The following is a 25,205-nucleotide window of genomic DNA, read 5'->3' as shown; positions in this document are numbered from 1 at the left end:
TAATTTACGAAACGCCGGCTTAATAAGCAAGCATTTTCGCTACGGCATCTTCAAAACGCCTGGTTGGCAGGAATTGTTGCTCCAGCGGCGGCGAGAACGGAATAGCCGTATCCAGGCCACCTACGCGCAGTACCGGCGCATCCAAACGCTCAAAACAGTTCTCCGAGATCCAGGCCGCAATTTCTGCCCCGATGCCCCCCGTTAAAGTATCTTCGTGCAACACAATTACGCGCCCGGTTTTTTCTACCGTTTTTCTAACCGCATCTTTATCCCAAGGCAGCAAGGTTCTCAGGTCTAAAATATCGGCGCTCAAGCCCTGTTTTTCCAGAAGTTGCTTGGCCCAATGCACGCCCATGCCATAGGTAATAATTGAAAGATCATCGCCTTCAGCAGCCAGTGCAGCTTTGCCAATTTCGGTAGTATAATAGTCGTCCGGCACGTTGGCTGAAATAGAACGGTACAGCATTTTGTGCTCAAAGTACATTACCGGGTTCGGATCTTCGATAGCCGCCGCCAGCAAACCTTTTGCATCAACTGGGTTGCTTGGATAAACGATCTTCAGTCCCGGTGTGTGGAAGAACCAGGCTTCGTTGCTTTGCGAATGGAACGGACCAGCGGCTGCGCCGGCACCCGTAGGCATCCGTACTACCACGTCGGCATTTTGTCCCCAACGATAATGCGATTTTGCAAGATTATTTACGATCTGGTTGAAACCGCAGGTCACAAAATCGGCGAACTGCATTTCCACCATCGTTTTTTTCTTTTTGATGGACATGCCCAAACCGATACCAATAATGGCCGATTCGCAAAGCGGGGTATTACGCACGCGTTCCTTGCCGAATTTCTCTACAAAGCCTTCCGTAATTTTGAAAACGCCGCCGTATTCCGCAATGTCCTGACCCATTAAAGTCAGCTCCGGAAACTTCTCCATGCTCTGGCGTAATCCGTCAGAAATGGCATCTACAAAGCGTTTTTCGGTAGTTTTATCGGAAGCAGGCTTGATTACTTTCTGCTCGAACGGCAGATACATATCGGCTACTTCTTCCTCTACGCTTGGCGTTGGCATTGGCGTGTTGAAAGCGGTATCCAGGCCTTTTTCGATCTCGGCTTTGAATTCTTCGCGAATAGCCGCCATCGATTTTGGCGTCAGCACTTTTTCGTCGAGCAGGTATTTTTCGAAATTCTCAACCGGATCTTTCTTCGCCCATTTCTCGAACAATTCCTGCGGCACGTATTTGGTACCGGAAGCTTCTTCATGACCGCGCATCCGGAACGTCATTGCTTCGATCAGCATTGGGCGCGGATTTTTGCGCATGCTATAAGCCGCCTGGCGGATGGTATCGTACACCTCCAGCACGTTGTTGCCGTCTATCTGCAGCGCATCCATGCCGTAAGCCGGGCCTTTATCGATGAAATAGTTGAATTTGAATTGTTCGTTGCTTGGGGTAGATAGTCCGTAACCGTTATTCTCGATCATGAAAATTACCGGCAAGTTCCAAACCGCCGCTACATTCAGCGCCTCATGGAAATCGCCTTCGGAAGCACCGCCGTCGCCGGAATAAACCAGCGTAACTTTCTCCCGGTTTTCCAACAGATCCGCCAGGGCGATGCCGCCGGCCACCGCCAATTGCGGCCCCAAATGCGAGATCATGCCCACAATGTGGTGCTCATTCGAACCGAAGTGGAAAGAACGATCGCGACCTTTGGTGAAACCGGTTGTCTTGCCCTGGAACTGCGCAAACAGCTGCCCTAAGTCCATGTCGCGGCAGGTGAACACCCCTAAATTGCGGTGCATCGGTAAAATATATTCGTCTTCTTCCAGCGCGAGCGTTGAGCCTACCGAAATTGCTTCCTGGCCAATGCCGGAAAACCATTTGCTTACTTTGCCCTGGCGCAGCAGGATCAGCATTTTTTCTTCGATCATGCGCGGCTTTAAAATGCCACGGTACAAGCGGATCAGTTCGTCGTCGGAATATTCTTTGCGGTTGAAATTCATAGTGGTTAAGCAATTGAATGCGCGGCAAAATTAACCGGATTTTATGCAGGCAAAAAGAAATAAGGGTTTATTTTTTGGTAGCTGGTAATAGGTATCTGGTATCTGGATAAAAATTTGTTAAATTTACCATAGTACAACTTTACAAGAACTTAAAATTGCTCAACGAATACTTTACAATTTTGCTTAATGAAAAGTCTATTGGGGCTACTGCGTTTGAAAAAACAGATGTTTCGATGGGTGTCGTATTTGGTGAAATTAAATTTACAGATGTAAAATCAGGCTATGCCTTTTTCAAAGAATATTGCTTGATGAATAATATTGTATTCGAAGAATACCCGGATGATAAATTAATTTCAACCAGAAATATTCCAAACCTTAAAGTAACTGATAAGAATAGTGTTGAAATCAAAGGCCTTTCTTGCTCAATTTCTGGAATGGATTCTGATGGATTTGAGATTACCATTGAAGGAATTCCAAATGAGATTTTTGAATTGAATTTCCCTCATCATATTAATCGCTACAGAGACTTTCAGTAATTCCGAATAATTTCCCCTGTTTCCATAATTATTTCCCTAAAAAAACTGAACTTCGGCACAAACTGTCGTAAAACGGTAGGTTTTTCGGGCGAAAAAGTCCCGATACCCAATACCTGCTACCAGATACCAACTATGATCCATTTCGAAGAATTTACTTTAGATAACGGCCTGCGCGTAATTGTGCACGAAGACTTAACCTCGCCCATGGCGGTTTTGAACGTGCTTTACAACGTAGGTTCCCGCGACGAGGCCGAAACGCACACCGGCTTTGCGCATTTATTTGAGCATTTAATGTTCAGCGGTTCGGTAAACATACCAAGCTACGATGAGCCTTTGCAGAAAGTAGGCGGCGAAAATAACGCCTTCACCAGTCCCGATATTACCAATTATTACCTCACCGTGCCGGCGCAGAACATCGAAACCGGTTTCTGGCTCGAATCGGATCGCATGCTGGGCTTAGCTTTTTCAGAAAACGGTTTAGAAGTGCAGCGCAAAGTGGTGATCGAGGAATTCAAACAGAACTACCTGAACCAGCCCTACGGCGACGTGTGGCTGAAATTGCGACCGTTGGCCTACCAGGTGCATCCGTATAAATGGGCCACGATTGGGAAAGAGATTTCGCACATCGAAAACGCCGTAATGGACGACGTGCGGGCTTTTTTCAACAAGCATTATTCGCCCGTAAACGCCATTTTAGTCGTAGCCGGAAACGTAACGGTAGCCAAAGCGAAAGAACTTTCGGAGAAATGGTTCGGGCCGATTCCAAGCGGCACGCTTTACGAACGCAACATTCCGCAGGAACCCAAGCAAACTGACGCCCGCAGATTAGACGTGTACGCCGATGTGCCGCTGAACGCGCTTTACAAAGTGTATCACATGCCGGCCCGGAACGACAAGAATTACCACTCCGCCGACCTGGTAAGTGATATTCTGGGCCGCGGAAAATCTTCGCGCCTTTACGACAAACTGGTAAAAGAGCAGAAGCTGTTCAACTCGATCTCAGCTTCGGTAATGGGCTCCATGGAACCGGGTTTGCTCGTAATTCAGGGCAAACTGAACGTCGGCGTAGACCTGGAAACTGCCAACCGCGCCATCGAGGAAATAAACGCCGAATTCATGGCCACCGGCATTTCGGAAGAAGAACTGACTAAAGTAAAAAACCAGGCCGAAACCAGCCTCGTTTTCTCCGAAATTGAATTGCTGAACCGCGCCATGATGCTGGCTTTCTGCAAACTGCTCGGCGACGCCAATGATATAAACCAGGAAAGCGCCAAAGTACAAGCCGTAACCCGCGAAAGCCTTTTAGAGCAAGCCCGCACTGTTTTAGATCCGAATAACTGCTCCACGCTTTACTACCACGCGCAGCCCAAAGCCGCCGAAAAAGTGGAAGACGCAGTAGAGAAAATTAAAGAAGCATAATCGAAAAGAATGAATACAAAACTTCTGATGACCCTGAGCAGCGTTTTCATGGCAGCCACCGGTCTGGCGTTTTCCTTTTTCCCGCAGGAATTCCTGACCACGTTCAACGAACCGGCCAGCCCGATCATGATGCTTATTTTGCAACTTCTCGGAGCGTTATACCTGGGTTTTGCAATGCTGAACTATATGGCCAAAGGCAGCATAATGGGCGGCATTTACAACCGGCCCATTGCCATTGGTAATTTCATGCACTTCCTGGTAGCGGGTTTGGCCTTGCTGAAAAGTACACCAGGCTTAGCAGTTCCGCAGCTCTGGGGTTTAGCCGTGATTTACGCTGGCTTTGCGCTGGCCTTCGGCTTCGTGGTTTTCACCCATCCGAAAGCAGTGAAAGCTTGACGTGTAAAACCACCCCAACCCCTCCTTGGTATGGAGGGGCTTGGCAGTCTACCTTGCTTTGACTTTTTAGCGCTTAAACCCTACCGTTTTTGTATTTGCTGCAACGCACTGAAATTAAAAATGCGCAGAAAAGCAGCTCCCCTCCTTTCCAGGGAGGGCCGGGGGTGGTTAAAGAACGCTATGCTTTAAGCCAGAAAAACTACTGAAACAAAAAGAATCAAATAACCATAAAAAATACCTACCCAAAAACCCCCTCCCCTGAATCAGGGCCGGGCCGGGGTGGGGCCAACACTATGAAAATAAGAACCGGCTTCGGCTACGATGTACACCAATTAGTAGAAGGATTAGATTTCTGGCTCGGCGGCATAAAAGTGCCCCACACCCACGGCGCCTTGGGTCACTCCGATGCCGACGTGCTCCTACACGTGATCTGCGATGCGCTTTTAGGCGCGGCCAATTTAAGAGATATCGGCTTTCACTTCCCCGACACCGACCCGAAATACAAAGGCGTAGATTCTAAAATTCTGCTGAAAGAAGTGATGCGGTTATTAACGGAAAAAGGCTACCAGATCAGCAACATCGATTCTACCATTTGTTTGCAGGAACCCAAGATCAACCCGCATATCCCGGCCATGAAAACCTGCATTGCCGAAGTAATGGGCATTCCCGAAGAAGATATTTCCATTAAAGCCACCACTACCGAAAAGCTTGGTTTTGTGGGCAAAAAAGAAGGCGTGGCCGCGTATGCTTCTGTGCTCATTTACAAATAAGCTTTTATAAAAACGCCAGGGTTTCAGGCTAAAAAACCGATTCGGGCGTTAAGGTTTTACCTTTTAAAGATCAACGAATTCATTTCCGGGAAAGCGGGTAATTTCGACTATATGAAAAAGAATATATTGGCACTTTTGCTGGCCACTGGCGTTGCCTTGTCTCCGGCCGAAGCTCAGAAAACCAAAAGCAAAGTAAAAACCAAAACCGTGGCTGTTCCGGCCCCCGAACCTTTGGTTGCGCCCAAGCTTACCGCTGAAATGTTTGCCCAATCCATTACAGCCGCCGATCTTTCGGTTCACCTGCATATTCTGGCTTCCGACGAAATGGAGGGCCGGGAAACCGGTAAAAAAGGACAGAAAATGGCGGCCGAATACATTGCCGGCCACTTCCGCGAAATTGGCGTTTCCAGCCCGGCTGCATTGCCTCAACCCTATTACCAGCCATTTGAGCTGGAAGAAAGTCGCTGGGAAAAAGCCGCTTTACGGGTAGACAAAACCGATTTAGGATTCCTGAAAGACTTTTATCTGCCCGGCGACGAACCAGCCGAACAAAACCAGCAGCTCGACCTCGTTTTTGCCGGTTACGGCATCGAAACCGATAAACATTCCGATTACCAGAACCTGGACGTGAAAGGCAAAACCGTGCTGGTACTCAACGGCGAACCCAAAGATGCGCAGGGCAATTTCCTGGTTTCGGGCAGCAAAAAACCTTCCGCCTGGAACGCCGATTACCGCAGCAAACTGCGGCTGGCCCGCGAAAAAGGCGTCAAAAACCTCATCATCATTTCCGACCAGTCTGCGACCCAATTTCAGAAACAGCTTGCTTATTTAAGCCACCGTTTAGAAAAACCGCGTCTGGATTTTCCCGCCGAAAAACACCCGGGAAGTCAAACGCCGGTAGTCATCGTTTCGCAACCGGTGGGCCTTGCGTTGCTGCAAACAAACGATAAAAAGCTACAGGCTTATAAAAACCAGGTGAGCAAAGCCGGCAAACCGGTAATTTCCAAATTTAAACCGGTTAAAAACGCTATGCTTTCCGCCGAAAAAACCCGCACGCCGGTACCAACCGAAAACGTGCTGGGCTTTGTGGAAGGCACCGATAAAAAAGACGAGATATTGGTAATTACCGCGCATTACGATCACGTAGGCATGGACCCAAGCCTGAAAGGCGACCAGATCTTCAATGGGGCTGACGACGATGGTTCCGGCACTTCGGCGATCTTAGAACTGGCGCAGGCGTTTCAGGAAGCAAAAAAAGCGGGTGCCGGCCCGCGGCGCAGCATTTTGTTTATGACCGTTACTGCCGAAGAAAAAGGTTTGCTGGGCTCGGAATACTACGTCAACAACCCGGTTTTCCCGCTGCCAAACACGGTCGCCAACCTCAACATCGACATGATCGGGAGACTCGACAAGAAATACGCCGACAATAAAAACTACATTTACGTGATAGGTTCCGACAAACTTTCTTCCGAACTGCACGCCATCAACGAAGAGGCCAACGCCAAACACACCAACCTGAAGCTCGACTATACTTACAACGACGAAAAAGACCCGAACCAGTTCTATTACCGTTCTGATCATTACAATTTCGCCAAAAACAACATTCCGGTAATTTTCTATTTCAACGGCGTGCACGAAGATTACCACCAGCCCGGCGACGAAGTAGAAAAAATTCTCTTCGATAAAATGGAAACCATCACGCGCCTCGTTTTCCACACCGCCTGGGAAATCGCTAATCGTGACGAACGGATTAAAGTGGATAGTAATAAGAAGTAAAGTTTAATTGTTGAATGGCTGAATGGTTGAATTGTTGAATTGTTGAATTGTTGAATTGTTGAATTGTTTTTAATAAAAACGACAGGGATTTTGGCCTAAAAAGTATATCCCATATTCACTTGCATTTATAATTAATTCAAAATGACCAAATTAATATTAATCTATTTTGGGCTATTTGCAATTATTTGGTTATTGTTTAAAATCTCTAAGAAGCAATCCGATCCTTTTAAAAATAGATTTTTCTGGTCAACCTTTCTTTTATCGTTTATTGGATTAACTGCTTACTTCTTTTTTTCATTTACCAGAAATTTTTTCGGAACACCCCCAAAAGATGGCTGGAATCGAACCTACTATGAGGATGGTAAACTATTAACAGAATTTTTCGCTTCTGATGGAAAAATTGAAGGTTTTTACAAAAATTATTATCCGAATGGACAATTGTGGCTTTTATCAAAATATAAAAATGGCGTGGAAATTGACACTTCATTTGCATTTTATGAAACAGGAGAGATTTCAAGCTTTGAAGTTTTTAAAGACAATAAATCAATATGTGAAATCAATTATTCCCCAACCGGAATAAAGAAATCTGAAAGACATAATCCAATTAGTAGTTTACAGCCAAATCACAACATCACTTATTATCCAAATGGTAAAAAGGAATTTGAATCAATTATTGACAACAAAACTTTTGAAGGTAAAGGAATTTATTATTATCCCAATGGAGTGGTTAAGTTTCAAGGCCAGTATAAGAAAGGAAATAAAAGTGGAGTATGGTTTTATTTTGATAGTGTGAATGGCAATATTTTAGACACTGACACATTCAGCTTAAAAACTGATCGCGATTTCAAAACTTCTTGGCTATAGTTAAGAACTCCGTTATGCGGAAAGCCAATCTCCAGATTGGCGTAAACCATCACAAAACGCTATCCTTTCAGCCCTAAAAACTGTAAAGAAAAACGGTATTGCTTTCGGCATAAAAACTCCGAACTTTGTACAAATTCTGATTTGAGAATCATTTCCAAATTTTCAAATCTCCAAATTTTCAAATTGAACAACAGGTGAGCAGGTTAAAACAATTTTTAGTAGAATCCGAAGCGAAGGCGTTTGATCTGGAACACCGTAAAAAGATCCGGTTCAACATCGGCAAATACAACGCGGCCGTAGAGAAAGGCATGCACCAGTACGATAACCACGAACTGGCCCGGCAACGCGCTTCTTTCATCAAAACCACCGCCATCAACAACCTCGATAAATACCTCATCGAGTTCGAAAATAACTTTACCCAACGCGGCGGCAAAGTGATCTGGGCCCAAAACGCCGAAGAAGCTTTAAAAGAGATCGGCCAAATCATGAAACGGAAAAAAGCCCGCACGGTGGTAAAATCCAAATCCATGATCACCGAGGAAATTCACCTGAACGACTTCCTCGAGAAAAACGGCATCGACGTAGTAGAAACCGATCTCGGCGAATACATTGTGCAGTTAGCCGATCAGCGCCCCTACCACATCGTTACGCCGGCTATGCACATGTCTAAAAAAGACATCGCCGACCTGTTCGTAAAAAAACTCCGCATTCAGCCCACCGAAGATGCCCAGCAGCTGGTTTTAACCGCCCGCCGTTTGCTGCGCGAAAAATACACCCAGGCCGAAGTAGGCATTACCGGCGCCAACTTTCTCCTCGCCGACGTGGGCGGCATTGCCCTTACCGAAAACGAAGGCAATGCGCGCCTGAGCACCACCTTTCCGAAAACGCACATTGTAGTGGTGGGCATCGAAAAAATGCTGCCTTCTATCATGGATCTGGATCTTTTCTGGCCATTGCTGAGCACCAGCGGCACCGGCCAGCAGGTTACCGTTTACAACACTGTAATTACCGGCCCGCGCCAGCCCCACGAAAAAGACGGTCCGGAAGAAATGTACGTGATCCTGCTCGACAACGGCCGTACCAACCTTTTGGCCCAGCCCGAAAAACGCGAAGCGCTGAACTGCATCCGTTGCGGCGCTTGTTTAAACGTGTGCCCGGTTTACAAAAACATCGGCGGCCACACCTACGAAACCACCTATTCCGGTCCCATCGGTTCGGTAATAGAACCGCACATGAGCGGCATGGCCGAAAACAAGCATTTAAGCTTTGCCAGTTCGCTTTGCGGTGCCTGTACTTCGGTTTGTCCGGTAAAAATAAACCTGCATAATTTGCTCCTGCTAAACCGCAAGCAAAGCGTAGACGAAGGGCTGGTAGAAAAGCAGGAACGCTACGTGATCCGGTTTTGGGAATACGGCATGAAACATCCTAAAATGCTGGACATGGTACCGGCCGGATTAAAGAACTTCGTACTGCGGAAAATTCAGAAAGACACCTGGAGCAAGCGCCGCGAACCGCTGCAGGTTGCCCCAAAGTCGTTCCGCCAGCTGTGGAAAGAACAAAATGGATAATCGTTTGCCGCCAACACCGCAGGTTCACGCTGAAGCTTCCCGCAATTCCAAAGCATTTTTTCAGCCGCGCAATTTTGCTTATGCCGGCGTTTTAGGCGCCCTTTGCATTGCGTTTTTTTTCCTGAGCATCAGGCTTATTCTGGGCGAAGATTCCTTTGTAACCATCCACGATAACCTCGATTCGGAAATTCCGTGGCGATTCGCGCTGGCGCATAATCAAAACCCGGATGTGGTTCCGCAGATCATGAACGGCCTGCCGCTTAGCTTCATGACAACCCAGCTGCATTTGGTTTATGCTTTATTCACCATTTTCAGTCCTTTTAAAGCCTATATTTTAACCGAAGCGCTGGTGCATGCAGTAGCTTTCCTGGGCATGTTTCTGCTCCTGCATTGGTACTTCCGGCAATATTTACAGCACAGCAAACTGCTTATTTTCGGCATTGCCCTGTGCTTTAGTTTACTGCCTTTTTACAGCATTTACGGGCTTTCGGTCGCAGGTCAGCCGCTCTTACTGGCTTGTTTCTTCAATTTGCAGAATCGGCGGCGGGTGCTGTTTTCCCTGCTTTACATCGTCTTTTTTGCGTTTGCTTCGGTGTTTGCACTAGCCGGGGTTTTTATCATTGCTTCGGCCGGGATCTGGCTTTTATGGAATACCTTCCGGGACCGGCAGCTAAACGTTTATTTCCTGGCCGGCCTGGTATTACTGGCGGTTTGCTACTGCCTTTCGGAATACCGCCTGCTGGAACTCATGCTGCTGAAAAAAGAACCTTCGCACCGCGAAAGCTGGGATCTGGTACAGCTGAGCAAGCCCTTTGGCAAATCACTTTTTGCCTCCCTCATCGATTTTCTGATCGGGCAATACCACGTGGCCAGCCAGCATGTTTTTATTTTGGTCATGGGCATTACGGCCTTTCTGCTGGCCTGGTATAAGCGCTTACATAGTTTCACCAAACCCTTATTCGGCCTATTGGTGCTGCTGGGCATTATTGCTCTGATCTTCGGTTTCTTTACCTGGAACAGCCTTATTCCGCTGAAAGAAAAAGTTACGCTGCTGAAAACTTTTAACGTAAGCCGTTTCTATTTTCTGCAGCCGCTGCTCTGGCACCTGGTTTTAACCTTTGCCCTGGGCGCGCTTTACCTGCAATTCCGCAGCCGGAAAATGGTGTTGGCTTTGCTGGCCCTGCAACTCAGTTTTACCGTGGGCAGCAACCTGCAGGCCGAAAATGAACTACGCACCAACCTGCGTTTGCTCGCCGGAAACTTCACTAAAAAACAACCCAACGTAATAACCTACAGACAATACGTTTCAGCCGGTTTGTTTCACCAGATCGATAGCGTTATTGCCCGGCCCAAGGCCAGTTACCGGGTGGTTTGTTTGGGAATTTACCCGGCTATGGCGCAGCTGAACGGTTTTTATACCTTAGACAGCTATCAGAACAATTACCCCCTGCGCTATAAAAAAGCGTTCCGCGAAATAATTGCCCCGGAATTAGCCAAAAACCCGAAATGGCAGGACTATTACGACGGCTGGGGCTCCCGCTGCTACCTGTTTGCCGCCGAAACCGAAAAAACCTTCCCCGATAATAAAAAAATAACGGCGCTGCAAAACTTTGCCCTGAATAACGCGGCCCTGAAAAACATGAACGGCCAGTATCTGATCTCGGCTTACCTGCTGCAAAATGCGCCGGCCAGCAACCTGAAGCTGATCCGGAAATTTGAGCACCCTGCGGCGCTACGGGCACTTTATCTTTACGCTGTTTTATAAAATTTCCCCATAAAAAAACCCTGCCGCTAGAAAACGGTAGGGTTTTGGGGTTAAAAACTAGTTTTGCCGGGCACCCGGACGGTACATATGTTTTCTTTTTTGCTTTTTCACTTTTTTCGGTTTTTTCTTCCCGATAAAAGTGGTGGCCTTCAGTTCGGTTTTAGTATTTTCAGGAACCGGGGTAGCTTCGGAAGGCAGCGCCGGCAAAGCCAGTAGCGCAGCCAACGTGTAACAGACAAATTGCGTTTTCATAGTTCATGGCGTTGGTTTGTTTCATTCTATTACGGAACCAGCGCAGAAACAATCCGGCTGAAACAAGCAATACAAATAAAGCAAAAGCCTTTTCTTGCCGAAATCCAAAAGCAGCCTCAAATTCCCCGAAATTCACCCCTTATCAGACCAAATGCCTGCTTAAAATATCCGTTTTCAGCTGAAGACAACCGCGTAAAAAAGGTTATAATTCTACCAACCATAATGTTTTATACGCTAAAAGGTATAGAGACCATAATTTTGTTCCGGATATGGCTGGGGCTTTTTTTCTTTTTCCAGGAACTTGCTTTTCTTTTTATGGTTGAGCGCAATAGCAGCATTCAAATTCTCTGCGGAAGGAGCTTTTGCCAGGCGTGCATGAATAGGCAACGTAAGGCAAAACACCAAAAGATAGGCCGGTAGTTTTTTCATGGAGCAGAAGCGAAGTTAGTCTTTGTTTAGTTTCCGGTATTCAAGAATTAGATTCAACTTCGCTTGCCGACAGACCCACATTTACGGATTATTACAGGCAGCAGTTGTAATATTCATAGATAAAACAGTCTGTTTACCAGCTATTCACTTCTGTTCACCCAATCCTCAAGTTTACCGTGCAGCTTTAAACGCCCTGATCCTGAAGCAGTTTCTATTTCGGCTTGTTAACCGGAACGCTTCAATACCTTAAAAACGGTATGCTTTTTCTTTCCAAAACTGCTATTAAGGTTATAATAACCTGGTTATTAATCCTAAGGTTATCAGGTTAATTTTGGTCATCCCGAGCGCGAGGTAGCGCGAAACTTGCAAGTGAAGCTCTTGAGAGAACGAAGGCGTACCGAACCCTACAAAACGAACCTCAGCCCTTGAACGCCAGGAATTCCTTACTTCGCTCAAATTCCATAGCAGTACCCGTTAGGTTCTTCGGCAAGCTCAGAATGACCTAACAATTCCTTGAATTGACGAGATTGGAAGCTAATCCCAGGGCATGAAGTAAACGGCGGCCAGCATAAAAATAGCGCAGAACGTGGCCGTAAACGCAAATACGCAACTCCAGACATCGCACCAGATCAAAGCCGGAAAGCCGGCATACAAACCGGCAATAAGCACGTTGAGGCCCGTAAAAACCGTTCCGCTGAAAACCAGCCAATTGCGGGCTGCTGCGCTTTTCCGCAACTTATTCCGCAGCAGGTTCTGCATTATCAGGAAAAATAAAAGCGTAGGAAAAAAGCCCCAGAAACCGGCCACCCACACCCAGAAACTCTGCACCACAGCTTCCTGAAACGACAAGACGCGCGCCTCCGGCAGCAAATAAATAATGATTCCGAAATAATTGAACGTAGCCAGCACAAGCGTAGTAAACCACACTTTTAATCCGTACGCCACCGCATCGTAATTCTCGCCTTTCATGGGGTAATTTTCGCCTTTCATGAGCCTAATCTAACAAAAAAGCCCGGACAATTTCGCCCGGGCTTTCGCTTACGTAAAACGGTATCTGCATGAGTAAAAAAAGTCAATCAACAATAAACTTTAAATCAATCAACAACTTAGCAATTCAACCATTTAACAATTTAGTCGGCATTATCTTCGTCGGGCAGAATTTCCACATCCTGCACCAGCACCAGCTTTTCAATTTCGCGGGCTTTCGCGGTATTAGCCAAGCCACCCAAAGCCGTTTCCTTGTATTTGGTTTCCATGCTCTGCCCCACTTCGCCTAAGGCAGCCACGCACTGGTCTACCGGAATAACGGGGTTTACGCCCGCAATGGCGATCTGGGCCGAAGAATAAGCAATAGCCGCCGCACTGGCGTTGCGCACAATGCAGGGCACTTCTACCAGACCCGCCACCGGATCGCAAACCAAACCCAGCATACACTGAATGGTAATGGCGACGGCCGCAAAAACCTGGTCGATGCTGCCGCCTAAGCAATACACAATAGCGCCCGCACCCATAGCCGCCGCACTTCCCGTTTCGGCCTGACAACCGCCTACCGCACCCGCCAACGAAGCATTAGTTTCGATGATCAGGGCAATTCCCGCCGCAATAAGCAAGCCTTCGTGAATTTTCCGGTCGTCGAGTTTATGCAGATCCTGCAATGTGGTTAAAATGCCCGGCAAAATGCCCGAAGCCCCGGCCGTAGGCGCGGCTACCACGCGACCCATGCACGAATTCACTTCCTTGGCCCCCAGTGCCCGCGTGATCAGCATTTTAAATTCCGGCGAAAGCGTAGTAACCGGCGAAGCAGCCACTTTTTTAGCGCCATTATTCACCATGCCCGAACGCGAACGCATGTCTTCGGAAAGTCCGGTTTTCACGGCATCCTGCATTACCGCATAAGCATGCGCCATGGTTTCCCAGATCAGTTCTTCGGTACGGCCTTTCTGTTCAATTTCGTATTCTAAAACCGGCTGATAAAGCGGTTGGTTCGTTTCTTCGCAATGTTTCTGCCAGCTGGCAAAATCGTTAAATAATAAAGACATATTTCTAATGGCTGAATGCGTGAATGACTGAATGAAAGAATTTGCGGCAGTTCCAAGCTAAAATCGGTTTGATTCCCTACTCCGGTATCTCTCATTCCATACTACAAGGTCAGAACGTTTTTCCGGATTCACAAATTCACTTTTGCCGGAAGGGTGGAAAAACTTCGTCAGCTAAAGCAGACGACAATAAAGTCTGAACACGTTTTTCAGGATTTATGGTATGGACAGGATTTTTGTCTGAAACGTAGTTCGGCGAAGCCAATTGGGATTTGTAGGATTCAAGAATTTAAGGATTCTTTTCTGAATCGGAATTTTCTGAATCGGAATTTTCTGAATGTAATACAACCACCCCAACCCCAAATATCGTCAACTTAAATAATTATTTGGTCATCCCGAGCATTCCTGAGACGAGAGTCGAAAGGACCCTGCGTAGCAGCCGAGGGAACTAACGCGTACCGAACCTGCAAGGAATTCATTGCTTCGCTCGAATTCCCTTGTAATTCCGCGTAAGTTTCTTCGACAGGCTCAGAATGACCCAATAATTTTCTATGGATTCTCTTATGTTGACGGCATTGCCCCCAACCCCTATCCCGAAATTCTCCGGGATCTGAGACTTAAAAAGGAGGTGAACTTTTACGCATAATTGATCTTCCGCCTTTCGCCAGCGCAGCGTCACATGAAAATCACGCTATCTGAAGAAAGTAGACTAAAAAGAAGCGAGCTACGAAGGGAATCTGACACCAGTTTCTGTGCGAGCGGCCTCCAAGACTTCCGGTGCCGAGGAACGAGGCAGCCCGCAAGGGCAGGAAGGGTTGCAGCCGCGAACGCAGAAACGAAGCCACCCGGCTTGAGGGAGAAAGCTTCATTGAAAAACTAAAGTGATGAATTAAAAGCCGTAGCAAACTATAAAAACGGTATCTTTTTAGGCATAAAAACCCAAGAGCCAACTTACCATTAAGCTTAAATAGATCCCTTCTATCGTCGGTATGACAGTAAGAGTCGGGATGACAAGAAAAAAACGCTATGCTTTCAACCTAAAAAACTCCTTAAAGCAAACTAACCTTCCCTTACTTCAAGCCGGTTTTTCTCCCCCGTTTCCGGATTCACCTTATAAAGTTCATGGCTGTTCGTGCTGCTTACCCAAAGCGCCTCCCCTACAAATTTCACATCGTTCGGTTCCGCAAAACCTTCGGCCAGCGTTTTAATTCGTTTCGTATCCAGGTTAAGAACTTTGATCTTTCCGTTATACGTATCGGCAATATAGAGGCAATTTTCGCGCACCGTTAGGCCCACGGCGTGCTGCAGCAAAGCAATATCCGCTTCGCCGTCCATATCGCCGAAATCGAAAAGCCCTATTCCTAAAAGCGTGCTTACTTCGCCGTTATGCAGATTCAGGCAACGAACGGCGCTGGCTTCGGCATCGGCTATGTAGAGGTTTTCGTTTTGCAGCGCAAGGCCGCTGGGCTGATTAAACGCCGCATCGTGTAAGTTGCCGTTTACCAAGGCTTCGGAGCCGGTACCGGCAAAGCGCATAACCATATTAGTATTCAAATTCATTTGCAGCAACTGGTGGTTACCGGCATTGGCAATGTACATTACTTCATTATTTATTACCAGATCCCAGGGTGAATTCGGCTGCACCGGCACGCCCCATTTTTCGGCCCCGAAATAATACCCCAGCTCCCCGTTTCCGGCGGCCGTTTCTACGGTTTTATTTTCCAGATCTATTTTCCGGATGGCGTTGTTTTTGGTATCGGCTACAAATAAAAAATTCCCGGAAAGGGCCATGCCGTGCGGTTCAAAAAACGAGGCCTCGGCAAAACTGCCGTTCGTGAAACCGGCTTTACCGCTGCCAATTTTTTCCAAAATTTTACCGCTCAGGTCCAGCTTCAGGATGCGGTTATTTCCGCTGTCGGCCAGGAAAACGAAATCGTTTTGCGCCAGGATCTTCGATGGAAAATACAACAGGCTTCTTTCTTTTTCTTCCGGCCGGAACTTAATTACTTCGCGGTTCAGACGATCGGCAAAATCCGGCAATCGCGTATCCAGGTTCGGTTTTACCACTTCGTAAACACCTTCGCCAGCGCGCTGCCCAATCACTTTTCCGTCCGGATCGATGAGCACGATGGTGGGCCAGGCATTGATGGCATATTGGCGCCACAAACTAAAATCGGCATCGTTAATAACGGGGTGTTTTATGCCGAATTTCTGAATGGCTTTCCGGATGGCTTCGTCGCTTTTTTCGGCATCGAACTTGGCGGAATGCACGCCGATCACGACCAGGTTTTCCGGAAATTCTGCTTCCAGACGTTCCAGATCGGGCAGAATATGCTGGCAATTAATGCAGCCATAGGTCCAGAAATCGAGCAGCACAAATTTTCCTCTGAAGTCTTTAAGGGAATATGCTTTATCAGCGTTCAGCCAGCCAGATTTAGAAAGGAGTTCGGGAGCGTTTACGCGGCCTGTTTGCATATTTTAATAAGTTGTGAGCGTTCAAGATTCAGGGTAGTACGGAATATTAGCAGAAAACGATATTAATTCTTTCTGTATTCAGGACGTAAACAAATTCGCGGCCGTTGCCTGCCTGCTTAAAATTGCGCCAAAACGCTATGTTTTTCAGCCCCAAAACTCCGCGCCGAATCATTACCTTTGCATCAGCAACCTGAATAAAAATGGAAGAAACCTACCTTTCCGATTTCGGCACCATCCTGCTTTTTCTCATTGGTGGCGCCGTTTTTATTTTGATCGGGTTAGGAGCTTCTAAAATGCTGCGCCCCAGCAACCCTAACCCCGAAAAACTGAGCAGCTACGAATGCGGCGAAGAGGCCATGGGAAGTTCCTGGGTTTCGTTCAACCCCCGCTTTTACGTAATTGCCCTGATCTTCATCATTTTCGACGTAGAACTGGTTTTCTTCTTTCCCTGGGCCGTAGTTTTCGGGCAGGAAGAGCTGATCCGCGCCACCAACGGAACCTGGGGTTGGTTTTCCTTAATTGAAATGGGTATTTTCCTCGGAATTTTACTTTTAGGCCTGGCTTACGTGTGGGTAAACGGCCACCTGGACTGGATCAAACCCAAACCCGTAATTCCGCAAAGCCGCTCTAAAATCCCGGCCGAAATGTATGCAGCGGTGAACAAGAAATATTCCTGATTTGAAAATTTGGAGATTGGAAAATTGGAAGAAAAGTAGCGTAGGGTTTAAACCCTACGCTACTAATGCTACAAAAAAACGCTATCCTTTTGGGTAGAAAAAGTAAAATAAAGCATTAAACCAAAACTCCCCTCCTTTTCAAGGAGGGGTTGGGGGTAGTTGAAATTTAAACCAAACATGAACATTCCGCAGGCACAACTTTCCAGAGATAAAACCGGCGACGGCGGCGTGATCATTGCCAGACTTGATGACCTGCTCAATTGGGCGCGGCTTTCGTCACTTTTCCCGATGGGTTTTGGTCTGGCTTGCTGCGCCATAGAAATGATGGGCGCTTACGGTTCCGGTTACGATCTGGATCGTTTCGGCATTATTCCCAGGGCATCACCCAGGCAATCGGACGTGATGATCGTGGCCGGTACGGTTACGTTTAAAATGGCCGATAGAATCCGGAGGCTTTACGAACAAATGCCCGAACCGCGCTACGTCATTTCCATGGGCAGCTGCTCGAATTGCGGCGGTCCGTACTGGGAACAAGGCTACCACGTGGTAAAAGGCGTAGACCGCATTATTCCGGTAGATGTGTACGTGCCCGGTTGTCCGCCCCGGCCGGAAGCGCTCATCGGCGGATTTCTGAAATTGCAGGAACTAATCCGGAAAGAAAGCGTGCTGCAACCCAAAGCCGTAATGAAATTGATGGCCGAACCGAAGGCATAGAAAACAGATGCAAAGGCTTTTACTTTTTTGTGTGTTTTTACTACCGTTTCTGGCGCAGGCGCAGGAGCCCGGATTTGGTGGTTATTACATTCCCAAAAACGTAGACGAAGCCATATTTCATTTAAGTTTTACCTGGCCGGAAGACCGGCAAATGGTTTTCAAATATAAATCCGAAGACAAAGCCATAGCCGAACAGCATTTTTTTGCCGGCCTGGATATGCGCAATCACTGGCGCTTGTGGACCGGCAGCCCGCTCGCCGATTATTTCAAAGCCCAGGGCATTTACCACCCCGACGACATGTCGGCTATTGTGCTGCGCAGCTTTCACCGCAACCTGAACCGCAAAGAAATAGACCTGGAAGGCCAGTTCCGGTTTTACCGCGAATACTGGGAATTTCTGGAGCATGATTATTCCGAAAACGAGAAACGCGTAGCCCGTAATTTCAACAGCATTCAACTGGCCGATACCGTAGAAATGTCTTTTTTTATTGCCGCCACCGCGGATGGAAAAACGGAGATCCTGCTTAGCCCGCCGGCCGAAAAACCGGAGAGCGGTTGGGAAAACCCGTCGTGCAAGTTAAGCGGGGTAGTTTTAAAGAAAGATCAGTACGGCAAAACCTACAAGCTTTATATTAAATTAACCGATATCTGCCAGCTTAGTGAAGTGTATTACGGCCATGAAAAACTGCAGACCGGCAGCATCATGAATTTTGACCTGAGCTTCCATAACTGGAAAAAAGCCCAATAAACTGTTTCTGCTTTGACCTTCGAAGAAATTAAAAACCTGCTCGTTGCTAAATTTGGCCCGGAAGTAATTCTTGCCGAGAATCTGCAGCCACTCATGCCTTATGTGCTTATTCCGAAAGAAGAACTTGCAGCAATTTGCCTCGAACTGCACGACAACGAACAAACTTATTTCGATTTTTTAAGCTGCCAGACGGGAATTGATAATGGTCCGGAAGCCGGCACGCTGGAAGTAGTTTATAACCTGTATTCCATACCGTTTGAGCATAGTTTCTGCCTGAAAGTACAGGTACCACGAAATACAGAAAACGAACCGCTTCCGGAAATCCCAACCGTAAGCCATATCTGGCGCAGCGCCGACTGGCACGAACGCGAAATTTTCGATTTGATCGGCATTCAGTTTTCCGGCCACCCGGATATGCGCCGCATACTTTGCGCCGCCAACTGGCAAGGCCACCCGTTGCGCAAAGATTACGTCTGGCCCGAATATTACCACGACATAAAAGTGCCTTACGAAAAGCATAACGAGGATAATGGGTTTAAAGGAGAAAGGTGGTGATTTAAATGGTTTAATTGTTAAATGGCTGAATGGTTAAAATCGCTATACTTTTCGGTCCAAAAACTAAATAAACTTAAATTCCCTTTAAAAAATAAATTTCATGGGCTGAATTAACCATTTAACAATTTAGCCATTTAACAATTAAAAAGTGCCCGAAGTAACATCTAAATACACCTCCTACCTTTTACAAGCCGAACCGAACCTGCACGATGTGAACACCTTGCAGAGCGGCGAAATGCTGATCAACATGGGTCCGCAGCACCCGAGCATGCACGGCGTTTTGCGACTGGAAACCCTTACCGACGGCGAAATTGTAAAGGAAGTCGTGCCGCATATTGGTTACCTGCACCGGTGTTTCGAAAAGCACGCCGAGAGCATGGCTTACAACCAAAGCATTCCCTACGTAGATCGTTTGGATTATTTAGCGGCCATGAATTCGGAACACGTTTGGTGCATGGGCGTGGAAAAAATGCTGGGCTTAACCGGGCAACTGCACAAGCGGGTAGAATACATCCGGGTATTGGTAGCGGAGCTGAATAGATTAGCTTCGCACTTTGTAGCCATTGGCACTTATGCCATCGACATCGGGGCTTTTACGCCGTTTTTGTGGCTCCTCCGCGACCGCGAACACATTCAGCGCTTACTGGAATGGGTTACCGGCGCGCGCATGCTGTACAATTACATCTGGGTGGGCGGCTTGTATTACGATCTGCCGGTTGGTTTCGAAGAAAAGTGCCAGGAATTTATTACTTATCTGAAACCAAAACTGGTAGAAATTCAGCAGCTTTTGATCGAGAACAAGATCTTTGTAGACCGTACCGCGAACGTGGGCGTATTGCCGTTGGACGTGGCCATTAATTACGGTTGTACCGGCCCCATGCTGCGCGGTTCGGGTTTGAAATATGACCTGCGGCGGGTGGATGGTTATTCGGTTTACCCGGAACTGGAATTCGATATTCCGGTGGGCACGGGCAAAATGGGCACCGTAGGCGATTGCTGGGACAGAACCGAAGTGCGGGCCTTGGAATGCGATGAATCGGTGAAAATTATTGAGCAATGTCTGAAACGCTTAACCACCGACTACAAACGCTCGCCCGATTTTAACCCGCAGGAAATGTGCCCGAAAAAGATCCGGCCGGCCGAACAGGAATTATACTTTAGAGGTGAAACGCCGCGCGGCGAACTGGGCTTTTACTTCCGGGCTACCGGCAAAACCGATATTCCGTTCCGCAGCCATGCCCGCTCAGGTTGTTTTTCCAACTTATCGGTTCTGCCCGAAATTTCCCGCGGGCGCATGATCGCCGACCTGATCGCCATTGTGGGTTCGGTAGATATTGTGATGGGCGAGCTGGACCGGTAGTTTTTTAAGCCAAAACCATAGCGTTTTTTTAATTCCGGTTCCGGATAAGAATGTTCTGAAGCGTAACCCGCAGTTTTCGGGCTCAAAAGCATAGCGTTTTTACAGCAGTTAGAAGTAGTGTAGGGTTCAAAACATACGCTTTTTAAACATTATTGCGTCATCCCGACCTTGGGAGGGAACTATCGCATACCGAACCTGCAGGAAATTTGGCTACGCAGAACTTTGTTTATCGTGCAGTCGCTCAAAATCCTATTGAAGTAGCAGCTAGTTTAGCTCCACTGAATCTTCGATCGCTTCAACCAAGTCAGCATAACCAAATACATTTCCTTAAGTTGGCGGCGCATGATTTAAACCCTACACTGCTGGTTTAATTCCTGCCCTCCCGAGTTTTTCACCCCATTCTCCTACCCTTTCCCTAAAGCTTCAATTCCTTTTACCAAGCTCTTCGGTTTCTCGCCGGAATTTTCTTTAGCATTGTATAAGACGGACAACCTTCCGGGCATTATTTGCATCTGGAAACTGACACGCTTCTTTGCTTTTATCACTATGAAAAATATTATTGGCTGCCTGTTATTGGTTCTGGGGTTTTCGGGCTGGGGGCAGGCGCAGCATTTGCTCAAAGGCACCGTACGCGACGCCCAAACCAACGAAGCACTGCCTTTTGTAAGTATTTTGATAAACGAAGGTCCGAACGGCACTACTTCCGATATAAACGGCAAATTTGAAGTTAAAAGCAAAGAAAAACTGCGCCAACTCACCTTCAGTTACCTGGGTTACGAACTGCTGCACCTGCAGCTTTCCGATTCGGTAAACCAGCCGCTGGCTCTAAAAATGAAACCCCAGGCCAATAACCTGCGCGAAGTGGTGATTCGGGCGGGCTATAATCCGGCGCACCGCATCATTAAACGCGCTACGGCCAACCGCAAAAACAACGACCCGGCCCAACTTCCCGAATTTACTTACCGGGTTTACACCAAAACGGTAATTACCTACGATATTAAAGAAGCCGAAAAAGATACTTTCAAACTGGTGGAAGTAAAACCGATCCTCACGGCCGAAGATTCTTCGAAGCTGGAAATGGAAGCGTATTTCGCCAAGCATTACCTTTTCCTGACTGAAAGCATCGCCGACCACGCCTTTATAAAACCAAACCTCGACAAGGAAACCGTGCTGGCCACGCGCGTTTCGGGCCTGAAAAACCCAACTTTCGCTTTGCTTTCCACCGATAGCAAGAATTTTTCGGTTTACCAGGATATGGTTACGTTCTTCGGCAAATCTTATTTAGGCCCCTTAAGCGAAGGCAGCACCAGAAAATACGATTTCCAGCTCGAAGACACCACCTACCACCACGGCGACACGGTTTTCATTATTTCTTACCAGCCGCTTCCCGGTAAAAATTTCGAAGGCCTGAAAGGGCAGCTCCACATCAGCTCAGACGGCTGGGCGGTGGCCAATATCATTGCCCAATCGGCGGAAGAAAGCAACCAGAGCGTGCGGTTGCAGCAGCATTACGAAAAGATCGGCCAGACCTGGTTTCCGGTGCAGGTGCACACCGATTACGATTTCAAAACGCTGCTGAATCATGGCCATAAACCGGTGGCTTACAGCCGCAGCTATTACACGCAGATCAATTTAAAGCCCGAGCTGAAGCGCCGCGAATTTAAAGCCGTTACCATAAAAATGCAGGACGATGCCGCCCGGAAAACGGACGCTTTCTGGAACCAGCACCGCCCCGACAGCCTCAGTTTCCAGGAACGCAACACCTACCACAAACTCGATAGCCTGGGCCGGGAATTTAAAATGGATGCGCGTTTCCGCCTCTTTGAGGCTTTGTATTCGAAGAAAGTGCCTTTCGGCCCGGTTTCTGTAGACCTGGACCGCATTTACCGCCTGAACCGCTACGAAAGGTTCCGTTTAGGCCTGGGCTTGCATACCAACGAGCGGGTTTCGCGCTTTTTTACCTTGGGCGGTTATGCCGGCTACGGCGTAAAAGATAAGGCCTGGAAATACGGCGGCGACCTGGCTTTCAACCTTTACCGGCCATCGGGTTTAAAACTGACCCTTACCCATTCCGAAGATATTGCCGAAAGCGGCGGAACAATTCTGCCCTTTTATAACGCACCGCTGCTGGGTAATAACCTGCGCCACCTCGTGATCCGGAACATGGATAAAGTTACCCACCAGAGCGTTTTCCTTTCGGCCCGCGTGCTGAAGTACATGGATGTGCAAGCCGGCCTGCTGGAAGAACATAAACGGCCCACCAACGGTTACGCCTACGAAGTTTCCAAAGATAATTTCCGCACCGATTTCCGGTTTACCGAGGCGGTTGTTGGTTTCCGCTACGCATTCCGCGAGCAACTCATGGAAATGTTCAACAACCTCATTCCGATGGGTACCAATTACCCTATCGTCTGGTTCCAGTACCGTCAGGGCCTGGATGAGCTGATGAACGGCCAGTTTGCTTACCATAAATACAGTGCCCGCGTGGAAAAAAACCTCAAACATAAAGCCCTGGGTACTACTTCGCTGGTTTTGGCCGGGGGGCTGGCCAAAGGCAATATTCCCTACCCGAATTTGTTTAACGGCAACGGCGCTGAAGAACGAAAACTGCATTTATACACCTCGGAAGGTTTCCAGACCATGCTGCCGGAAGAATTTTTATCGGACCGGTATGCGGCTTTGTACGTGCGTCATAATTTTGCCAGCCTGCTCTACAAATCCAAAAACTTCAGCCCGAAACTGGCCGTGGTTACGAACGTGGGTTTCGGGAGCTTGAAAGCGCCGGAAAAGCACCGCAATATTGCCTTCAAAACCATGGAAAAAGGCTTTTACGAATCGGGCTTGCTGGTAAACGACCTGGTTAAAATGAATTTCAGTTCGCTTGGCCTGGGCGCCTTTTACCGCTACGGCGCCTATCAATTGCCCGCTTTCGAAGATAACCTGTCGCTGAAACTCGTGATCGGGTTTACCTTATAACAATTGCGAATAAGATATGCATCGTCTCCCTTTGGAGGGGGTAGGGGGAGGATTTTTTATTTGAGTTAAAAAAAGCTCAGAAATGTTTGGTCCTCCCCCTACCCCCTCCAAAGGGGGACTTTTTTGACACTTCGCCGTGGTCTGTGGCATACGACTTGCAAATTTTTAGCTTCCGGTTTTTCAAAGTGTTTTCAAATGCCATTTATTTATGCGGCGGCCGCCGTAGTTTTTTCGTTAAAAAGCCTACCGTTTTCGGCCAGGAAATTTTACCTTTAAACAAAAAACTACGGCATGAAGATCTTATCGTCGGCCCAGCTGCGCGAAGCAGATACCTTTACCATTTCGCATGAAAACCTGGCTCCCGGCGCTTTGATGGAACGCGCCGCCCAGGCTTTTACCAACTGGTTTATTAACCATTGCGGCCGCGAAAAAGAAGTAGCCATTTTCTGCGGGCCCGGCAACAATGGCGGCGATGGCCTGGCCGTAGCCCGCTTGCTGAGCGAACACAATTACCTTGTCCGCACTTTTATACCCGAAACCGATAGCGTTTTTTCCGAAGAATTTAAACTGAACCTGAAGCGTTTACCGGCCCGAATTCCGGTAGTGCGTTTCAACCATACGGCCCCGCTGGAAGACCGGCACCTTTCCAAAACCCGGATCATCGACGCCCTTTTCGGTACCGGTCTGAACCGGCCACTTACCGGGCTTTACGCCGAAACCATCCGTTTTCTCAATAACCTGCACGCCGAGATCATCAGCATAGACCTGCCTTCGGGCTTATTTGCCGATAGCGCCACCCCGGAAGATGCCGCCGTAATTAAAGCCAGCCAGACCATAACCTTTGCCAGCCCCAAACTTGCCTTGCTGCTGCCCCAGAACCAGGTTTACAGCCAGCAAATGCACAGCGTTCTCATTGGGCTCAACATTGGTTTTATAGAAAACCTGCGTTCCCCGTTTTACTACGTAGATTCGGTAAGTGCCAGAAGCCGCTGGAAACCCCGCCCCAGATTCGGGCATAAAGGTACTTTTGGCCATTCGTTGCTGTTGGTGGGCAGTTACGGCAAAATAGGCGCGGCCATTCTCAGCACCCGGGCCTGCCTGCGCAGCGGCTCCGGCCTGGTAAGCGTTTCGTTGCCGCGGGCCGGCTACCAGATCATGCAAACCGCTGCGCCCGAAGCCATGGTTTTAGCCGATCCTTCCGAAAAAATAATTACCGAGCTGCCCCCGGAACTGGAAAAATACGCGGTCGTTGGCCTTGGTCCGGGCATTGGCCAGGCAGCAGAAACCAAAAAAATGCTGGGGAATTTACTCGAAAAAGTAAAAGTGCCATTGGTGCTCGATGCCGATGCGCTCAACCTGCTGGCCGCCGATAAATCCTTGCTGCCAAAGCTTCCGCCCGAAACCATTTTAACCCCCCATCCCAAAGAATTTGAACGCCTCACGCAGCCTTTTACCGATGATTTTGAACGGCTGAAGCGGCTGCGCGAATTCTGCCAGCAGTACCGCTGCTACGTGGTTTTGAAAGGCGCAAATACCTGCATCGGCACGCCTTCGGGCAACCACTTTTTCAATTCTACCGGCAACCCCGGCATGGCCACCGGCGGCTCCGGCGATGTGCTGACCGGCATCATTACTGCGTTGCGCGCCCAGGGTTACCCGGCCGAAGACGCCTGCATTTTAGGGGTTTACATCCACGGCCTGGCCGGCGACTTTGCTAAAAACGAAAAAGGCGAAACTGCTTTAATTGCTTCAGATATCATTGAAAATCTGGGAAAAGCCTTTAAAACGCTGGAAGAAACGGCTTGAATCACGGAATTTAGGGATTTATGGGTTTCGCGGATCTTATAGTATTTGCACCAACAAGTCGCATCAAATTTTATTTAAATACTATTT

General features: G+C 47.9%; 21 protein-coding genes. 15 read left to right on the top strand and 6 right to left on the bottom strand.

Annotation, left to right across the window (positions count from 1 at the left end; genetic code table 11):
- Positions 1-19: 19 nt before the first annotated feature.
- Complete coding sequence (locus I5M27_RS15085; protein ID WP_200507159.1) at positions 20-1,996, bottom strand: alpha-ketoacid dehydrogenase subunit alpha/beta; 1,977 nt, start codon at positions 1,994-1,996, stop codon at positions 20-22.
- A gap of 155 nt (positions 1,997-2,151) precedes the next feature.
- Between I5M27_RS15085 and I5M27_RS15080 the strand changes: the two genes are divergently transcribed.
- The 8 genes from I5M27_RS15080 to I5M27_RS15045 all read left to right on the top strand — a co-directional run bounded on the left by I5M27_RS15080 (position 2,152) and on the right by I5M27_RS15045 (position 11,090).
- Positions 2,152-2,532 carry a hypothetical protein gene (locus I5M27_RS15080; protein WP_200507158.1) on the top strand — a complete coding sequence of 127 codons (381 nt, stop codon included), beginning with the start codon at positions 2,152-2,154 and terminating at the stop codon, positions 2,530-2,532.
- A gap of 132 nt (positions 2,533-2,664) precedes the next feature.
- The gene (locus I5M27_RS15075) at positions 2,665-3,951 is read left to right on the top strand and encodes a M16 family metallopeptidase (protein ID WP_200507157.1); all 1,287 of its coding nucleotides are present in this window, start codon (positions 2,665-2,667) and stop codon (positions 3,949-3,951) included.
- A gap of 9 nt (positions 3,952-3,960) precedes the next feature.
- Positions 3,961-4,347, top strand: coding sequence for a hypothetical protein (locus I5M27_RS15070; protein WP_200507156.1), 387 nt, complete (start codon positions 3,961-3,963; stop codon positions 4,345-4,347).
- A 293-nt stretch (positions 4,348-4,640) separates the two neighbouring features.
- Positions 4,641-5,117, top strand: coding sequence for a 2-C-methyl-D-erythritol 2,4-cyclodiphosphate synthase (gene ispF / locus I5M27_RS15065; RefSeq protein ID WP_200507155.1), 477 nt, complete (start codon positions 4,641-4,643; stop codon positions 5,115-5,117).
- Between the two features lie 111 nt (positions 5,118-5,228).
- Positions 5,229-6,893: a M28 family peptidase gene (locus I5M27_RS15060; protein WP_200507154.1), complete on the top strand. Its 1,665-nt coding sequence runs from the start codon at positions 5,229-5,231 to the stop codon at positions 6,891-6,893.
- A gap of 141 nt (positions 6,894-7,034) precedes the next feature.
- On the top strand, positions 7,035-7,757 hold the full coding sequence (locus I5M27_RS15055; protein ID WP_200507153.1) for a toxin-antitoxin system YwqK family antitoxin: 723 nt from the start codon (positions 7,035-7,037) through the stop codon (positions 7,755-7,757).
- A gap of 194 nt (positions 7,758-7,951) precedes the next feature.
- Entirely contained in the window at positions 7,952-9,325 is a 1,374-nt protein-coding gene (locus I5M27_RS15050; protein ID WP_200507152.1) for a LutB/LldF family L-lactate oxidation iron-sulfur protein, read from the top strand.
- Entirely contained in the window at positions 9,318-11,090 is a 1,773-nt protein-coding gene (locus I5M27_RS15045; RefSeq protein ID WP_200507151.1) for a DUF6044 family protein, read from the top strand. The genes I5M27_RS15050 and I5M27_RS15045 overlap by 8 nt, the downstream gene beginning before the upstream one ends.
- Before the next feature lie 57 nt (positions 11,091-11,147).
- Here the strand turns inward: I5M27_RS15045 and I5M27_RS15040 are convergent, their stop codons facing one another.
- The 5 genes from I5M27_RS15040 to I5M27_RS15020 form a co-directional block, all read right to left on the bottom strand.
- A complete protein-coding gene (locus tag I5M27_RS15040; protein WP_200507150.1) occupies positions 11,148-11,342 on the bottom strand; it encodes a hypothetical protein in 195 nt (64 codons plus the stop codon).
- A gap of 234 nt (positions 11,343-11,576) precedes the next feature.
- Entirely contained in the window at positions 11,577-11,771 is a 195-nt protein-coding gene (locus I5M27_RS15035) for a hypothetical protein (protein WP_200507149.1), read from the bottom strand.
- Positions 11,772-12,305: 534 nt separating this feature from the next.
- A complete protein-coding gene (locus tag I5M27_RS15030) occupies positions 12,306-12,761 on the bottom strand; it encodes a hypothetical protein (protein WP_200507148.1) in 456 nt (151 codons plus the stop codon).
- A gap of 140 nt (positions 12,762-12,901) precedes the next feature.
- Positions 12,902-13,810 carry an L-serine ammonia-lyase, iron-sulfur-dependent, subunit alpha gene (gene sdaAA / locus I5M27_RS15025; RefSeq protein WP_200507147.1) on the bottom strand — a complete coding sequence of 303 codons (909 nt, stop codon included), beginning with the start codon at positions 13,808-13,810 and terminating at the stop codon, positions 12,902-12,904.
- 1,056 nt (positions 13,811-14,866) lie between these two features.
- Positions 14,867-16,282: a thioredoxin-like domain-containing protein gene (locus tag I5M27_RS15020; RefSeq protein WP_200507146.1), complete on the bottom strand. Its 1,416-nt coding sequence runs from the start codon at positions 16,280-16,282 to the stop codon at positions 14,867-14,869.
- Between the two features lie 200 nt (positions 16,283-16,482).
- On the opposite strand from I5M27_RS15020, the gene I5M27_RS15015 reads away from it, so the two are divergent.
- From I5M27_RS15015 to I5M27_RS14985, 7 genes are all read left to right on the top strand, one after another.
- Complete coding sequence (locus tag I5M27_RS15015; protein ID WP_200507145.1) at positions 16,483-16,959, top strand: NADH-quinone oxidoreductase subunit A; 477 nt, start codon at positions 16,483-16,485, stop codon at positions 16,957-16,959.
- A gap of 177 nt (positions 16,960-17,136) precedes the next feature.
- Entirely contained in the window at positions 17,137-17,673 is a 537-nt protein-coding gene (locus tag I5M27_RS15010) for an NADH-quinone oxidoreductase subunit B (protein WP_200507144.1), read from the top strand.
- Between the two features lie 31 nt (positions 17,674-17,704).
- Positions 17,705-18,421, top strand: a complete 717-nt coding sequence (locus I5M27_RS15005; RefSeq protein ID WP_200507143.1) for a DUF6794 domain-containing protein — start codon at positions 17,705-17,707, stop codon at positions 18,419-18,421.
- 12 nt (positions 18,422-18,433) lie between these two features.
- Positions 18,434-18,976: an NADH-quinone oxidoreductase subunit C gene (locus tag I5M27_RS15000; protein ID WP_200507142.1), complete on the top strand. Its 543-nt coding sequence runs from the start codon at positions 18,434-18,436 to the stop codon at positions 18,974-18,976.
- A 148-nt stretch (positions 18,977-19,124) separates the two neighbouring features.
- Positions 19,125-20,336 (top strand): NADH-quinone oxidoreductase subunit D, encoded by a 1,212-nt coding sequence (locus I5M27_RS14995; RefSeq protein WP_317193605.1) that lies wholly within the window; start codon positions 19,125-19,127, stop codon positions 20,334-20,336.
- A gap of 546 nt (positions 20,337-20,882) precedes the next feature.
- A complete protein-coding gene (locus I5M27_RS14990) occupies positions 20,883-23,312 on the top strand; it encodes a DUF5686 and carboxypeptidase-like regulatory domain-containing protein (RefSeq protein ID WP_200507141.1) in 2,430 nt (809 codons plus the stop codon).
- A gap of 291 nt (positions 23,313-23,603) precedes the next feature.
- Positions 23,604-25,118, top strand: coding sequence for an NAD(P)H-hydrate dehydratase (locus I5M27_RS14985; protein ID WP_200507140.1), 1,515 nt, complete (start codon positions 23,604-23,606; stop codon positions 25,116-25,118).
- The last annotated feature ends 87 nt before the right edge of the window (positions 25,119-25,205 follow it).

Source organism: Adhaeribacter terrigena, assembly GCF_016623615.1.
Classification (GTDB): Bacteria; Bacteroidota; Bacteroidia; order Cytophagales; family Hymenobacteraceae; genus Adhaeribacter_A; species Adhaeribacter_A terrigena.
This window is presented reverse-complemented; position numbering and strand designations above follow the sequence as displayed.

Coding starts and splice junctions, on each gene's coding strand:
- I5M27_RS15085 (WP_200507159.1), bottom strand. CDS start 1,996: ATGAATTTCAACCGCAAAGAATATTCCGACGACGAACTGATCCGCTTG.
- I5M27_RS15075 (WP_200507157.1), top strand. CDS start 2,665: ATGATCCATTTCGAAGAATTTACTTTAGATAACGGCCTGCGCGTAATT.
- I5M27_RS15070 (WP_200507156.1), top strand. CDS start 3,961: ATGAATACAAAACTTCTGATGACCCTGAGCAGCGTTTTCATGGCAGCC.
- ispF (WP_200507155.1), top strand. CDS start 4,641: ATGAAAATAAGAACCGGCTTCGGCTACGATGTACACCAATTAGTAGAA.
- I5M27_RS15060 (WP_200507154.1), top strand. CDS start 5,229: ATGAAAAAGAATATATTGGCACTTTTGCTGGCCACTGGCGTTGCCTTG.
- I5M27_RS15055 (WP_200507153.1), top strand. CDS start 7,035: ATGACCAAATTAATATTAATCTATTTTGGGCTATTTGCAATTATTTGG.
- I5M27_RS15045 (WP_200507151.1), top strand. CDS start 9,318: ATGGATAATCGTTTGCCGCCAACACCGCAGGTTCACGCTGAAGCTTCC.
- I5M27_RS15040 (WP_200507150.1), bottom strand. CDS start 11,342: ATGAAAACGCAATTTGTCTGTTACACGTTGGCTGCGCTACTGGCTTTG.
- I5M27_RS15035 (WP_200507149.1), bottom strand. CDS start 11,771: ATGAAAAAACTACCGGCCTATCTTTTGGTGTTTTGCCTTACGTTGCCT.
- I5M27_RS15030 (WP_200507148.1), bottom strand. CDS start 12,761: ATGAAAGGCGAAAATTACCCCATGAAAGGCGAGAATTACGATGCGGTG.
- sdaAA (WP_200507147.1), bottom strand. CDS start 13,810: ATGTCTTTATTATTTAACGATTTTGCCAGCTGGCAGAAACATTGCGAA.
- I5M27_RS15020 (WP_200507146.1), bottom strand. CDS start 16,282: ATGCAAACAGGCCGCGTAAACGCTCCCGAACTCCTTTCTAAATCTGGC.
- I5M27_RS15015 (WP_200507145.1), top strand. CDS start 16,483: ATGGAAGAAACCTACCTTTCCGATTTCGGCACCATCCTGCTTTTTCTC.
- I5M27_RS15010 (WP_200507144.1), top strand. CDS start 17,137: ATGAACATTCCGCAGGCACAACTTTCCAGAGATAAAACCGGCGACGGC.
- I5M27_RS14990 (WP_200507141.1), top strand. CDS start 20,883: ATGAAAAATATTATTGGCTGCCTGTTATTGGTTCTGGGGTTTTCGGGC.
- I5M27_RS14985 (WP_200507140.1), top strand. CDS start 23,604: ATGAAGATCTTATCGTCGGCCCAGCTGCGCGAAGCAGATACCTTTACC.